Annotated in this window: 13 protein-coding genes and 1 pseudogene; 8 read left to right on the top strand and 6 right to left on the bottom strand. The window is 31.9% G+C overall.

The features are described 5' to 3' along the window. A pseudogene (locus tag T537_RS13005) lies at window positions 1-228 on the top strand (group II intron reverse transcriptase/maturase); the annotation flags it as partial. 99 nt (window positions 229-327) lie between these two features. Here the strand turns inward: T537_RS13005 and T537_RS0107980 are convergent. From T537_RS0107980 to T537_RS0107970, 3 genes are all read right to left on the bottom strand, one after another. Beyond that, window positions 328-972 carry a DUF4234 domain-containing protein gene (locus T537_RS0107980; RefSeq protein ID WP_027438653.1) on the bottom strand — a complete coding sequence of 215 codons (645 nt, stop codon included), beginning with the start codon at window positions 970-972 and terminating at the stop codon, window positions 328-330. A 5-nt stretch (window positions 973-977) separates the two neighbouring features. Beyond that, a complete protein-coding gene (locus T537_RS13260; protein ID WP_420323109.1) occupies window positions 978-1,337 on the bottom strand; it encodes a DUF2752 domain-containing protein in 360 nt (119 codons plus the stop codon). Window positions 1,338-1,468: 131 nt separating this feature from the next. After that, window positions 1,469-2,365 (bottom strand): LysR family transcriptional regulator, encoded by an 897-nt coding sequence (locus T537_RS0107970; protein WP_031557113.1) that lies wholly within the window; start codon window positions 2,363-2,365, stop codon window positions 1,469-1,471. A gap of 278 nt (window positions 2,366-2,643) precedes the next feature. Here T537_RS0107970 and T537_RS0107965 point away from each other — a divergent pair, with 278 nt between their 5' ends. The 7 genes from T537_RS0107965 to T537_RS0107935 all read left to right on the top strand — a co-directional run bounded on the left by T537_RS0107965 (window position 2,644) and on the right by T537_RS0107935 (window position 11,373). Next, window positions 2,644-4,032: a TrkH family potassium uptake protein gene (locus T537_RS0107965; RefSeq protein ID WP_242839173.1), complete on the top strand. Its 1,389-nt coding sequence runs from the start codon at window positions 2,644-2,646 to the stop codon at window positions 4,030-4,032. 16 nt (window positions 4,033-4,048) lie between these two features. Next, window positions 4,049-4,690, top strand: a complete 642-nt coding sequence (locus T537_RS0107960; protein WP_027438657.1) for a potassium channel family protein — start codon at window positions 4,049-4,051, stop codon at window positions 4,688-4,690. Window positions 4,691-4,754: 64 nt separating this feature from the next. After that, the gene (alr, locus tag T537_RS0107955) at window positions 4,755-5,924 is read left to right on the top strand and encodes an alanine racemase (RefSeq protein ID WP_027438658.1); all 1,170 of its coding nucleotides are present in this window, start codon (window positions 4,755-4,757) and stop codon (window positions 5,922-5,924) included. 232 nt (window positions 5,925-6,156) lie between these two features. Beyond that, window positions 6,157-6,867 (top strand): ABC transporter ATP-binding protein, encoded by a 711-nt coding sequence (locus tag T537_RS0107950; RefSeq protein WP_027438659.1) that lies wholly within the window; start codon window positions 6,157-6,159, stop codon window positions 6,865-6,867. Between the two features lie 12 nt (window positions 6,868-6,879). Beyond that, window positions 6,880-9,207, top strand: coding sequence for an ABC transporter permease (locus T537_RS0107945; RefSeq protein ID WP_031557110.1), 2,328 nt, complete (start codon window positions 6,880-6,882; stop codon window positions 9,205-9,207). A gap of 73 nt (window positions 9,208-9,280) precedes the next feature. Then, window positions 9,281-10,651: an MATE family efflux transporter gene (locus T537_RS0107940; protein ID WP_027438661.1), complete on the top strand. Its 1,371-nt coding sequence runs from the start codon at window positions 9,281-9,283 to the stop codon at window positions 10,649-10,651. Between the two features lie 23 nt (window positions 10,652-10,674). Further along, window positions 10,675-11,373, top strand: coding sequence for a tRNA lysidine(34) synthetase (locus T537_RS0107935; protein WP_027438662.1), 699 nt, complete (start codon window positions 10,675-10,677; stop codon window positions 11,371-11,373). Window positions 11,374-11,543: 170 nt separating this feature from the next. Here the strand turns inward: T537_RS0107935 and T537_RS12700 are convergent, their stop codons facing one another. From T537_RS12700 to T537_RS0107920, 3 genes are all read right to left on the bottom strand, one after another. Beyond that, on the bottom strand, window positions 11,544-11,873 hold the full coding sequence (locus T537_RS12700; RefSeq protein WP_330372600.1) for a DUF2500 family protein: 330 nt from the start codon (window positions 11,871-11,873) through the stop codon (window positions 11,544-11,546). 148 nt (window positions 11,874-12,021) lie between these two features. Beyond that, window positions 12,022-12,912, bottom strand: a complete 891-nt coding sequence (locus tag T537_RS0107925; RefSeq protein ID WP_027438664.1) for a Fic family protein — start codon at window positions 12,910-12,912, stop codon at window positions 12,022-12,024. A gap of 218 nt (window positions 12,913-13,130) precedes the next feature. Further along, on the bottom strand, window positions 13,131-14,093 hold the full coding sequence (locus T537_RS0107920) for an SseB family protein (RefSeq protein WP_031557107.1): 963 nt from the start codon (window positions 14,091-14,093) through the stop codon (window positions 13,131-13,133). Between the last annotated feature and the right edge of the window lie 139 nt (window positions 14,094-14,232).

Genomic DNA, 14,232 nt, shown 5'->3' with positions numbered 1-14,232 from the left:
ATAAGGACAATCTACTGGAAACAATGGAAGAAGGCTAAAACAAAATTCAAGGAACTCAAAAAGTTAGGCGTGGAAGAAGGAAAAGCGTGGATATGCGCAAACATGCGAAATGGCAACTGGTATTGCGGTAGTTATTTTGTATTACAGACTGCGTTTAACAACAAGAAACTCCGTGAACTAGGATACCCAACATTCACAGAGTTTTATTTGAAAATATGTGAAAACTAGAGAAGCGCCGTATACGGAACCGTACGTACGGTGCTGTGGGAGGTCGGTAGATAAAATAATTATCTACCTCCTACCCGATTATAATCTTATTTATTTTGATTAGATTAATCCTCTAGAATAGTTGTAAGCTGAACAAATCTTATTTGTGTTTTTAATTAAAATATGCATTGCAATAAATGGACCTATGCCACATAATAAAACACCGAAAAGGTACCACATAAGTATAGTTGTACCATTTTCACTGAAATGTAGATTATATCTTGGTGCATTTTCTGCAAGACGATTACCTAATTTGTAGTACCAAATAAGAGCGTATATACCACATGTAATGAAAGATAAAACTATAAATGCAACTAAGCCACCAGTTTTTTCTCCATCACCGTCACAAGCAATATTTACATCATAAGCTAATTTGTAAATAAAGTAATAACTGTAAATGCCACAAGTGATTATTGATAAAACGATGTAACCTAATAAGCTTCGGTTAGTGTTAAGGGCTTCACCTCTATATGGCTGACCTGCATTGTTAAATGATTGTTTTACATCATTTACTGCACTACCTAAACTTTGTTCAGCATTATCAAATGCATGATTAACGCTATTTGTGAAGTTATTAAAACCTTCATTGGAATTGTTTGTATTGTAGTTGGCATTGTTATTATTGTTTGCATTAATTGGCGCACCACAATTAGGACAAATCTTTTCGTTGCCTTCTACTTTTGAACCACAATTGACACAAAACATTCCTTTTACCTCCTTATATTTCGCAGTATGCGATTTATAATATTATTGGATGGATGAAATGTAACAATTTCGTTGTCACCGGATACCATCCTTATAATGTAGACAAGAATAAAAGCGAGTAAGATTAATAATAATATGATATTACGATACTTACTTATAAACTTGCCATTTAAAAATGTTACTAAGAAAGCAATTGGAACTAAGAAAAAAAGAGGGTGATAATAAAAAGCTAAGTGTATATCTCCACGTAAGAGATAAATCCAAGCTCTTGTCATACCACATCCAGGACAGGAAATTCCAGTTATAAATTTTATTGGACATCCAATTCTTGTTATGGATAAAATGATACAGAAAAAAATTATCATTAATAGAAGTTTTATGAAATCTTTAAGTCTGTTTTTAAATGAATTATCCATTTTACATTCCTCATAAACAATTTAGCAACATTTTAATAATATAGTTTTATGATTTTTTTGTCAATTAATATAGTATTGATTTAGATATATTTTCTTATGGACTCTAAATAAGCCTCTCCATATATAGAGGATACCAGCCCTTTCTTTCTTAAAGTACCGATGCTCATGTACTCATCTGATATAAGGGGTTTTGAAATAATATTACCTCCGTTTAATTCTTTACTAATAATACCAGAGCAAACAGTGTAGCCATTAAGGCCTACAGCTAGGTTAAATAAGGTGGCTCTGTCACGGACCATAATGTTTTTCTTCCTATCTATAGAACTTAATAATTCTTCTGAATAGTAGAAGGAGTTATAGTCTCCTTGCTCATAGGATAGATAAGGGTAGTTCTCTAAATCTTTTAGACTTAGTTTGTCCTTCTTTGCTAGGGGGTGACTATTGGCAATAAAGACATGAGGAGTGGTCTTAATTAGTTCTTCAAAGATTAGGTCGTTTTTCTTAAAGAGCTTTGTTAGTACGTCGCTATTCTCTTTTGATAAGTATATTATGCCGATTTCACTTTTTAAATTTGCCACATCAGAGATGATCTCGTTTGTCTGTGTTTCTCTTAAAATGAAGTCGTACTGATTGCTATCATATTCTTTAATTACGTCAACGAAAGCATTTACAGCAAAAGAGTAGTGCTGGCAGGATACGCAAAATCTTGGTTTTCTATTACTAATGGCGGTGTAGCGCTCAGTAAGTAGATTGGCCTGTTCTAGCACCTGTCTTGCATAGCCTAAAAATTCCTCCCCCTCTTTTGTTACTGTGATACCTTTATTCTTTCTATTAAATATGGTAATTCCCATTTCCTTTTCTAGTTCTAGAATTGCATGGGTAAGGCTAGGTTGTGATAGGAAGAGTTTGTTGGCAGCTTCTGTAATGTTACCAAGCTTGGCAGCAGTAACAACGTATTCTAATTGCTTTAGAGTCATGGTGTATCTCCTTTTTTGTTATTTTATTTCGTGATTTGTGCAAATTTTGTGATACTATTGGGTTTTGGTAAATTTTCTAGTCATAGATTAAATTTATCACAAAGCTAGATTTATAGTATTACATTTATAAGTAATTATCAATTAAAATGTATACAATTAAGCTTAAGCTTGTAAAGGAAGTTGCAGAAGAGATTTTTGCATAAAAAGTTCAGTTTCTTTACTACTAGTCTAACATGTGTTATCATCTTTATGATTAGTTTACAGGAGCAATTTTAAAGATGAAAAGCATTTACGAAGATATGAAGAATTATAAGCATATGACATCTACTCAAGTTATTTTACTTGGTTTTTTATTAGCAATATTTGCAGGTGCTGCACTACTGATGTTACCTATTGCCACAGTTGATGGAGAGGTAACATCATTTAGTACAGCACTTTTTACGTCTACCACATCTATATGTGTTACAGGACTTGTGGTAGTTGATACCTTTGCTCATTGGACATTTATTGGGCAGTTTATAATACTTGTTCTTATTCAAATAGGTGGATTCGGTGTTATTACTATTTATTCTATTTTAATGCTTGCACTAGGAAAGCGATTTTCCCTTAGAACAAGAATTCTTATTCAAGATTATTATAATCTAGACTCTATAAAGGGACTTATAAAGTTTTTAAAAAGAGTTGTTAAGGGAAGCTTAGTTGTGGAGGCTATTGGTGCCTTTTTATATATGATAAGATTCATACCGCAATTTGGTGTGGCTAAGGGTATATGGGCATCTATATTTAATTCAGTATCAGCTTTTTGTAATGCGGGTATGGATGTATTAGGACCTAATTCATTAATGGATTATCATAGTGATATCCTTATTAATGTAGTTACAATGGCTTTGATTATTCTTGGCGGTATTGGTTATGTGGTCTGGTTTGATGTTGCTTATGTAAGCAAAAGAACACTAAAAAATAGATGGTCCATTAAGAACCTATGGAAAAAATTAAATGAACATTCTAAGGTTGTAATATTACTTACTTTAGGCTTAATTATAGCTGGGGCTTTATGCATTCTAATCTTTGAATGGAATAATCCAGAAACCATAGGCCCTTTAAGTGTGGGAGATAAAATAATGGCATCGATTTTTCAATCGGTAACTTTTAGAACAGCTGGATTTGCTACAATTAATCAGGGTGGCTTAACATCAAGTTCTGTATTAATAGGATGCATACTTATGTTTATTGGTGGCTCACCTGTTGGTACAGCTGGTGGTATTAAGACGATGACTATTTTTGTTATAGCCTTAAATGCTTTTGCATTTATTAGAGATAGAAACGAGAATGTTGTCTTTGGTAAGAGAGTTTCTTATAACTTAATTAATAAGGCAACAGCTATTATAACATTTAGTTTAACCTTAACACTTATACTTGTGATTTTGTTAATAAATTCTGAGGGAATATCTGCAATGGATGCAGCTTACGAAGTATTTAGCGCCACAGGAACTGTCGGGCTTTCAAGAGGTATAACAGCAAGTTTATCAAATGCAGGTAGAATAATTATAATGATTGGAATGTATGCAGGAAGAATAGGTACTCTTTCTATGGCACTTTTCTTTACATCATCACATACAGAAAAAAATGATATTAAGTACTCTAAAGGTAGATTTATAGTAGGTTAAGATAAAGGAGAAAGTTATGAGATATAATTCATATGCAGTATTTGGTTTAGGAAAATTTGGACAGGCAGTAGTTGATAAGCTTTTAGAAAGTGATGCTGATGTAATGGTGCTTGATAATGATGAGGAGATAATTGAATCTTATTCATCTAAGGTTACACTTGCAGCAACTATTGATTTAACAGATGCAGATAGTATTAAGGCTGTTGGAATTTCTAATGTTGATTGCGCTATTGTATGTATGGGTATGAACTTAGAAGCAAGTATTATGAGTGTAATGGTGTGCAAGGAAAGCGGCGTTAAGAAAGTAGTTGCTAAGGCTGGTTCTAAGAGAATGGGCGCTGTGTTGGAAAAAATTGGTGCTGACGAAGTTGTATATCCAGAAGAAGAAAGTGGATTTAGAACAGCAAGAAGACTTGCATCAAGTAATTTTCTTGAATTTTACGAGCTTGATGATGATATTTGCATTGTTGAACTTAAGCCTAAGGATAGTTGGATAGGAAAAAGCCTAAAGCAGCTTGATTTACGTAAGAAGAACAATATTAATGTTATTTCTCTTAATAATGGTAAGATTAAGGGCAGTGTTGATCCTGATGAAATTATTACAGAGAATACAACTCTACTTGTATTAGCTAATAAAAACACATTAAATAGAATCTAGAATTGATTATAATAAAAGTTAAGACTATAATTGGATTTGATTTTTATGAAAGAAGGAGAAGGTTATGGAATCTACATTAAGAAGAACATGGGCAGAAATAAACCTAGATGCTATTGCCTATAATTACAGAACAATTAAGAAACATATAGGTGAAGATGTTAAGTTTTTAGGGGTTGTTAAGGCTGATGCCTATGGACATGGTAGTATTAGAGTAGCTAAGACTTTACAGGAAGAGGGAGCTAATTATTTAGCAGTTAGTAGTATAGATGAAGCTCTAGAATTAAGAGTTAATGATATTACAATGCCTATACTTATTCTTGGTCATACACCTAAGGAACAGGTGGAAAGACTTATTAAGTATAATATTACTCAGGCAGTTACATGTAAGGCTAAAGCTGTAGAGTACAGTGCAGAGGCAGTCAAGTGTGGTGGTAATTTAAAGGTTCACATTAAGGTGGATACAGGTATGTCTAGACTTGGTTATCTTTGCGATAATGAAAGTTTTGGTACAGGTGTAGAAGGCATAGTAGAAGCCTGTAATATGCCAGGCCTTGATGTTGAGGGTATATTTACTCATTTTGCAGTAGCTGATGAATTTGGCGAGAAGAATGATGCATATACTAAGCATCAATTTAAGCTTTTTACTGATGTTATTAATGCAGTAGAAGAAAAACTTGGTAGAAAATTTGCTATAAGACATTGTGCTAACACAGGAGCAACAGTAAGATTTAAGGAAACATACCTTGATATGGTAAGACCAGGTCTACTTTTATATGGTTATGGTGAATTTGCAAGAGAATGGGGTCTTAAGCCAGTTATGACACTTAAGACTACAATTAGCACAATTAAGATTTATCCTGCAGGAACAGCTATTAGTTATGGCGGAATCTATGTAACAGATAAGAAGACAAGAATAGGCGTAGTTCCTTATGGTTACGCTGATGGTTTCTTTAGAAGCCTTTCTAATAAGTGTAGTCTTATGACTAAGGAAGGACTTGCTCCACAGCGTGGTAAGATCTGCATGGATATGTGTATGATTGATATTACTGATAAGCCTTCAGTGGATGTAGGTTCAGAGGTTGAGATTTTTGGTGAAAATAATTCGCTAGATGATCTTGCAGCACTAGCAGGAACAATACCTTATGAGTTGACTTGTGCAGTAAGTAAAAGAGTTCCAAGACAGTACATTAGAAATGGTGAAGTAGTAGAAAAAGAATTACTTCTTAGAATGTAATAGGCAAAACTTCTTGTAAAAAAAAGACATAAACTGATGTATATTCTCATTTCAATTTATTGACAGTTAAATACAATTAGTCTAAACTAACTTTAGTAAGGCAGATATATCTGCTTTGCTAAAGTTTTTTTAACTCAGTCGGAGTACAAGCTCCGACTGAGTCTTGACTATTTAACATTTTTGGGATGCCAAAGATATACAATATGAAAAAGTTTTGTAAGGAGTATATTTTATGGGAGAAGAACATTTTTTAGAGATTAATAATCTTTTTAAATCTTATGGTGAGGGAGACTCAAAGCAAGAAGTGTTAAAGGGGCTCTCTTTTAAAGTTAGAAAGGGAGAGTTTTGCGTCTTACTTGGACCTTCAGGTTCGGGAAAATCTACATTATTAAATATTATTGGAGGAATCGATACAGCTGATTCTGGCTATATTTCAATTAATAACGATAAATTAGAAGAGATGAATGAAAAGTCGCTTACTTTATATAGACGTAAGCATTTAGGTTATGTTTTCCAGTTATATAACTTAATTCCTAATCTTAATGTTAAGGAAAATATTGAGGTAGGTGCTTACCTTTCAGATAATCCTCTTGATATTGATGATTTAATTAAGACTCTAGGACTTTGGGAGCATAGATATAAGCTACCAAATCAGTTATCTGGTGGACAACAGCAAAGAACTTCTATTGGACGTGCTATTGTAAAAAATCCAGATATTTTACTTTGCGATGAACCAACTGGAGCTCTTGATTTTAACACATCTAAGGAAATTTTAAAGCTTATTGAAGATGTAAATAAGAAGTATGGCAACACAATTGTTATGGTTACTCATAATGCAGCCATTTCAGCAATGGCAGACCATACTATTAAGTTACTGGATGGCAATATTAGAGAAAATATTACTAACAACAATAAAATTTCTGCTGACAAGCTAGAATGGTAGAGGAGGCATATTATGAAGAATCCTTTACGTAAAAGATATAAGAGAGAATTAAAAAAAGATTGGCTAAAGAACTTAAGTTTATTTCTTATTCTAGCCCTAGTTATTGGCTTTGTTTCAGCAATGTTTGTTGGAAATGAAAGTATGATGAAGGCTTTAAATGGCAGTTATGAAAAATATAATACAGAAGATGGTCGATTTCAGTTTGAGTCAGAGCTTAGTTCTGATTTAAAAGAAAATCTGGAAAAACATGATATTACACTTTATGAGGAATTTTATAAAGATTGCAGTCAGGATAATAGTAATGATGGAGAAAAAGATGCTACAGTCAGAGTTTTTAAAAATCGATTGAATGTTGATAAAGCTTGTCTTATGGAAGGAAAGCTTCCATCCACAAATTCAGAAATTGCTATTGATAGAATGCATGCTGATAATAATGATTTAAAAATAGGAGATACAATATATGTAGATGGCAGTGCATTTACAATAACTGGCTTTATTTCACTTCCAGATTATGTTTGCCTTTATGAGAATAATTCAGACTTTATGTTTGATGCATTAAGTTTCAATGTTGCTGTTGTTACAGATGAGGCTTATGAAAATATTGATGATAACGAGAAATATTCATATGCTTATAAGTATGATGAAAGACCTGCTAATGATACTGAAGCTAAAGAAAAGGCAGAGGATTTATTAGAAAATGTAATCGAAGAAATTAAAACTTCTTATTTTGATACTACAATAGCTAATGAAAATAAAATAGTAGATTTTGTTCCTGCTTACTTAAATAATGGTATTAACTTTGCTCCTGATGATTTAGAGGGAGATTTAAGTATGAGTTACATTTTATTAGTTGTTTTTGTAATTGTAATTGCCTTTATTTTTGCTGTTAGCGCAAGAAATACAATTCATAAAGAGGCTACAACTATAGGAACTTTAAGGGCTTCAGGTTTCACAAGGGGTGAAATTTTAAGACATTATCTTTTTATTCCAAGTTGGGTGACTTTATTTGCAGCTATTTTTGGTAATATACTCGGTTATACTTATTTAAAAAATGTAGCGGTGTCTCTTTATTACAATAGTTATTCCCTTCCAACTTATAAGACAGTTTGGAGCGTGGATGCATTTATATATACAACTTTGATTCCAGTTGTGATTATGCTTTTAGTTAATTTCCTTGTAATCGTTTCAAAGATTCGTATGGATATTTTAAATTTCCTTCGTGGAAACTTAAGTAAAAGCAAAAGATCTAAGGCAGTTCGACTTCCTAGATGGAAATTTATGAAGAGATTCCGTTTGAGAATTATTTTACAAAATATAGGTGGATACTTAATTTTAGCTATCGGTCTATTCTTTGTAGTATTTTTACTTACATTTGCAACTGCTATGCCAGAAACTATTAATAAATATCAAAAGACAAGTGTTGAAGAAATGTTTGCAAATTATCAATACGTTTTAAAAACTACTATTGATGAAAATGGAAATGAAATTAAGACAGATAACGAAAATGCTGATAAATACAGCTATACAAGTCTTGAGACAGTAGATGGCGTAAGGGTATCTGAGCCTATTGGTGTTTATGGAGTTTTAAAAGATAATGATTACATTAAGCTTTCTTGTGACTTATCTGATAATGAAGTTTATGTATCAAGTTGTTATGCAGAAAAATTCCATTTAAAGACTGGAGATACTATTAGTTTAAAGGAAAAGTATGGAGATAAGACTTATGATTTTGAAATTGTAGGAATTTATGACTATCAGGGTGCATTATGTATTTTTATGGACAATGATGACTACAATGAGACTTTTGACTTAGAAGATGGGGCTTATACAGGTTTCCTTTCTGATGAAGAAATAACTGACATTGAGGATAAATATATTGTCAGCGTTATTGATAAAGAAGATATAACAAAGGTTTCAAGACAGTTAAAGCATTCAATGGGTGGAATGATGGATTTCTTTAGAGTAGCACTTGTTATTGTTTCGGCATTGCTAGTTATAGTTCTAACTAAGATTATTACAGAAAGAAATGCCTTATCTATTTCAATGGTTAAGGTCTTGGGCTTTAAGAATAGTGAAATTGCAAGTCTTTATATTATGGCTACGGGTATTGTAGCTTTTGTATCTATTGTCATTAGTGTATTTTTATCAAATATACTTATGGCTCAGGTTTGGAGATGGTATCTAAAGACTTTGGACGGATGGCTTGCCTATTATTTAAGCTATTTTTCAATGTTTAAGATTGGATTACTTGCTTTTGTTGGCTTTATTGTAGCAGCTTTAGTTTGCTATAAACTTATAAAGAAGATTCCAATGACAGATGCTATAAAAAACGTGGAATAGAAAAGTCATTGTTTATTGACTTCACTTTTCTTTGGGCGGATAATATAAGCGTAAAGAAAAGGAGTTAATATTTATGAGTTCAATAAAGAAGATGACTTATTTTGAAAAAATGTCTAAGGCACCTATTGCGCCACTTATACTGACATTATCAATTCCGACAGTTATAAGTATGTTAATTACTAATATTTATAATTTAGTTGATACTGCTTTTGTTGGATTACTTGGTACTTCAGCTAGTGGAGCAGTAGGTGTTGTTTTTGGTTTTATGGCTATTATTCAAGCCTTTGGTTTTATGTTTGGCCAGGGTTCAGGAAGTATTCTTTCAAGATCCCTTGGAGCAAAGGATATAGATAATGCTAACAAGACAGCAACTACAGCAGTTTGCTGTTCTTTTACTTTTGGCCTTATTTTTATTATTATTGGCTTTCCGTTTTTAGATGAGCTTGTTTATTTACTTGGAAGTACACAAACAATAGCATCTTATGCCAAAAGTTATATTATATTCATTTTACTTGCTGCGCCATTTATGGCTAGTTCTCTTACAATGAATAACATTCTTCGTTATGAAGGCAAGGCTGCACTTGGTATGATTGGTCTTATGACTGGTGCTGTGCTTAATATGCTACTTGATCCTATTTTTATGTTTGTTTTAAAGATGGGAATTTCTGGTGCAGGTTTATCTACAGCTCTTAGCCAGCTTGTAAGTTTTTCAATTTTACTTAGTATGTTTGTTAGAGGCAAGACTATTGTTAAACTAAAAAAAGAGAATTTTGTAGCAGATGTCCATTTTATTCTAAATATTATGACTACAGGTTTCCCAAGTTTATTAAGACAGGGACTAAATAGTGTGGCTACAGTTTTACTTAATACACAGTCTGCTGTATATGGGGACGAAGCAGTAGCTGCCATGAGTATTGTATCTAGAATTGTATTTTTTGTAATGTCTGTTGCTATTGGTATAGGACAGGGATTCCAACCAGTTAGTGGATTTAATTATGGAGCTAAGAAGTATTCTAGATTAAGAAAAGCGTACATATTTACTTTTGTAATGGCTGAAACTTTGATTTTAATTGGATTAAGTATTGTTTTACTTAATTCAGATGGCTTAATTGAGATTTTTAGAAAGGATCCTGAAGTTGTAAAAATCGGAACAAGAGCTTTAAGATTGCAAATGATTACGCTAACATTTGTGCCTATTACTGTTGTTACAGAAATGCTATTTCAGACAACAGGTAATAAACTGAGAGCCTCCATTCTTTCAGCACTTAGAAGTGGCATTTTCTTTATTCCAACACTTTTAATTCTAGCTAATACTAGAGGACTTAAGGGAATTCAGGAAGCGCAGCCTGTAGCTTACATTTTAACATTTATCCCAGCTCTTGTAATGGCAATAATATTTTTTATTAGATTGCCAAAGGTTGATGGGGATATAGATGAATTATAGATTTAGACTAATTTGAGGTTAGTATGAAATTACAGAAATTATATAGCTATGTGCGAAAAGCTCTTGATGATTATAAGATGATAGAAGATGGGGACAGAATTGCCATTGGAATATCTGGTGGCAAGGATTCTCTAACTCTTTTGTATGCCCTTGCAGGTTTAAGAAAATTTTATCCTAAAAAATTCAATATAGTTGCCATAACAATTGATTTAGGATATGGAAACTTTGATGTATCAAAGATAGAAAAGCTTTGTAATGATTTAGATGTTGAGTTTTATGTAGAAAAAACAGAAATTGCAAAGATGGTGAAAAATGGAGAGTGTTCCTTATGTGCTAGACTTAGAAAAGGTGCTTTTAAGACAGCAGCTCTTGCTAATAAATGTAACAAAATTGCTTACGCCCATAATCAAGATGACGTAGTGGAAACTATGATGATGGCCTTGATTTATGAAGGAAGATTTTGTAGTTTTTGGCCAGTTACAAAATTTGATGATTGCAATTTAACTGTTATAAGACCTCTTATATATGCACCAGTTGCGGATATTGTGGGCTTTAAGAATAAATACAATCTGCCAATTGAAAAAAATCCTTGTCCTTACGATAAAACAACAAATAGAACCTACGTAAGAGAACTTTTAAAGGAGATAAATGAACATGCTCCAGGTGTTAAAAAGAGAATGATGACAGCAATAAAAAATGCAGGGCTAGAAGGCTGGAGTTAGAAAGTCTATGTTTAAATATCATCGAACAAGATTTAATTCAAATTGATTTGATTCAAATTGATTTTAATAAAACTGATTTGAATAAAGTACACCATATAAAAAATAACACACACAATTCTAAAAATCATATTTCTAGAATTGTGTGTGCTTTATTTGTTTTAAAGCTTAGTTTATTTGAAATCAATAAAATCGCTACCTTTAAAGGTAAGATTTTTAGAATCTCCTATATTAAGTCTTTCATAATTATCTTTTGACATAGCTAAATCAACAGTTTTATTATCTATTGTTTTGAAGATAACTCTATATGATTTGTTTTTTTCAAACATGCCTTTGTTAGGGCGGAGGTAAAGCTTTCCACGTCCAGCATTTAACATGTCATAATCTTCATATTCCTCAACAAACTTACTTTCAATATTTGCTTTAACTGTAATTGTCTTTGAAAAGAAGCGTAGGCGAATAGCTTTGATAATCTTTACTAAAATAAAAAGAATACATGCTATGATTACTGCATATCCAACAATTATAAGTAATAAGTAATAGGTAATGTTATTAATATTATAAACAGTAGAGAGATGAAGATTATATTCGCTAAATCCGTGTTTAACGAAGTTAAGAAAGAATCAGTAAAAGGAGGGGATAAAACCCTCCTTAAATCTTTAATTTATAATAATCTAGAATCTGTTTAAACCTGTCTTGCGCTAAACCACAGGTATCAAGCAGATATCCCTTTTCTTCATTCCAATTATGAAGCCCTCTGTAATAATATAGTTTTAAATCTTCCTCAATTATAAAAGGAATTATGTCGTGTTTAATGCATTCCTTAAACATAATAAGTCGTCCAACACGCCCATTTCCATCTTGAAAAGGATGGATTTTTTCAAAGTTATAATGGAATTCTATAATATCTTCTAAGCCAATATTATCCTTGTTTTCATAGTTTTTGATTAGATTTTTTATCTTAGTTTCAACTTCTTCAGGCTTAGCTGTTTCTTGTCCGCCAACTTCATTTTCAAGTAATTTATAATCGCCAACTCTAAACCAGGACTTTCTAGAATCGGAAGTTCCCTGCTTTAATAGAAAATGTAATTTCTTAATGTAGCTTTCATTTAGCTTATAATTATAGCTATCAATAATATAATCTATACAAGCAAAGTGATTACTTGTTTCAATTACATCATCTACATTAATTACCTCATCAGAAACTCCAATTGTATTAGTCTTAAAAATGTATTGTGTTTGTTCGTGACTTAATCGGCTTCCTTCAATATGATTTGAATTATAAGTAAAATCTATTTGAAGCTTGTGATAAATGCTATTTTTTATTTTTTCTTTTTTTTCAAATTTTAGGCGATCAATAAATTTAGTAGGTATAGCTGTATTTCTTTTTTTCCTTTCTGGCTTCTTAAAATCCTCTGGAATTTTCCAACTATTTCCTTCTAAAATTGCTCCAGGTATTTTGCCAGTTTGGCAATAATTTCTAATGCTTCTTTCTGATACAGAAATTTTCTTTGCCGCCTCTGATACTGATAAATACTTCATTTTTAGCATCTCCTTTATAATTATATTTTACCACATTGGCAAAATATAATCTAGTTTTTGAGGCTAATATTATAAAGATAAATTGCCAGTAAAATAAATAATTTTCTATCTATTGCTTAATGTATAAATTATGGCATTTGCTAGATTAAGATTAGTATATATTAAAAACACTGGCACTTAAAAACAAAAGTGCCAGTGTAATAATAAATTCTACTAAATTAATATTCAGAATTAATCTTCTTCATGTTATCAACTGATAAGAAATAGCTGATTCCTAATGCATTTATAATAATTCCTGATGCTTCAAGTTCTTCCATTAAGTCAATAAGTTCGTCAAACTTGTATAGCATGTTCTCGTGCTGATCTTTGTAGCACTTATCCATTTCAAAACCATCTGTAAATACTGGTACTGAGATGATTTTTTCTCCTTCAGCATGTGTTACCTTATCTGTTAAATCAATAAATGGATGTGAAATTGAAACTTCAGTTTCAGTTTCTTCTTTTATACATGGAACCATGTATTCAGCATTCTTCATTGCTTTAAACATAAGGATTTCATGTGATTTTAAGATTTCTTCCTTTGTATCAGAATCACCTTCTTTTCTGAATTCCTGGAAGAAAGAAATCATTGTATTTTGTAAACCTGGATTTGTAACATAGTTGTCATCTTTAAAGAATTCATCATATGTTGCAAATTCTTCTCTTGAAATCTTGTAGTCATTAGTCTGACCATCTGTGAATCTAATATTCTTATAACCATTTCTATACATATGAGCAATTTCGTTATAGAAAGATTCTGGAGTTTCGATACCAAATGAAATCTTGTAACCAGCTTTCTTTAATTGCTGTTCAACTTTCTCATGGTTATGATAGTTGTAAAGCACGATTAAATCATCATCTACCATGTATGGATAAGCTGTTGTATCACAGTAAACCATCCATAGATGCTCAGCTTCTCTTAATTTCTTAACTAAAACCTTGTTATATATTTTATAGAGACTGTTAAAATAGCCTTCGTCATTTACATTATTTTTCTCCTTAGCTGCATTAATTAAGCCAGGAATAATCTTAGTCATAACTTCAATGCTATCTGATAGACTGAGTCCCTCCATCATTGCTATTCCTTTATCTTCGTCCTTGAAGATATGTCTTGTAACATCTTTTGCCTTAATAGCGTCCATAAAAAACCACCTTTGCTTCTCCCAAAAAAGTTCAAGCCCTTCCTAATTTCTATCTTCTAGGTTTAGTTCTCCCCCAAACCTTACAGTATAAAGAATACCATAAAATACGGATTTATTCAATAATTGGACTAGTTAATTA

The organism is Lachnospira multipara LB2003 (assembly GCF_000702205.1).
GTDB classification, from domain to species: domain Bacteria; phylum Bacillota; class Clostridia; order Lachnospirales; family Lachnospiraceae; genus Lachnospira; species Lachnospira multipara_A.
The sequence above is the reverse complement of the archived record's forward strand: the minus strand, read 5'-3'. Positions and strand labels throughout refer to the sequence as shown.